Annotated in this window: 1 protein-coding gene; it reads right to left on the bottom strand. The window is 45.0% G+C overall.

The genetic code is table 11. From position 1 onward, the window contains the following. Nucleotides 1–646 (bottom strand): GTP-binding protein (locus A3761_RS01450; RefSeq protein WP_156491489.1); only part of this gene is annotated, 646 nt, incomplete at its 3' end. Nucleotides 647–773 lie beyond the last annotated feature (127 nt).

Genomic DNA, 773 nt, shown 5'->3' with positions numbered 1-773 from the left:
GCTCTGGAATATAAGAATCTAGCGACTCAACCAACTTCTTAACAGCAGTTGTACCTAGCTCGTTATCATCTTCGCCGTTCAATGCCATCAAAGCAGAACCTGCGATAATTGGCGTATCATCACCTGGGAACTCATAAGTGTCTAGCAACTCACGAATTTCCATTTCAACCAATTCAAGCATCTCGTTGTATTCTTCTGAACCTGCACCACCACAGTCTTCAGCCAACAAGTCAGCCTTGTTCAAGAATACTACAATGTAAGGTACACCTACCTGACGAGACAAAAGGATGTGCTCACGAGTCTGAGGCATAGGACCATCAGTCGCACCACAAACCAAGATAGCACCATCCATCTGAGCAGCACCTGTGATCATGTTCTTAACATAATCGGCGTGCCCTGGGCAGTCAACGTGAGCGTAGTGACGATCAGTTGAATCATACTCAACGTGAGACGTCGCGATAGTGATACCACGTTCTCTTTCTTCTGGTGCGTTATCGATGTTTGCGAAGTCAACCTTCTCACCACCGAATACTTCTGCACATACACGCGTTAACGCTGCAGTCAAAGTTGTTTTACCGTGATCAACGTGACCAATAGTACCTACGTTGACGTGTGGTTTATTACGTTCAAATTTTTCTTTTGCCATCCGAACATCTCCTCAAAAAATATAGCTCGATTGCGGACACTGCGTCTCGGCCAGCTAGAACCAGCATTGACCACACACAACTTAAATTCAATAAAACCAAGCAATAACACTCATGGAGCTCATAACC

Source organism: Oleiphilus sp. HI0123 (assembly GCF_001635315.1).
This window is presented reverse-complemented; position numbering and strand designations above follow the sequence as displayed.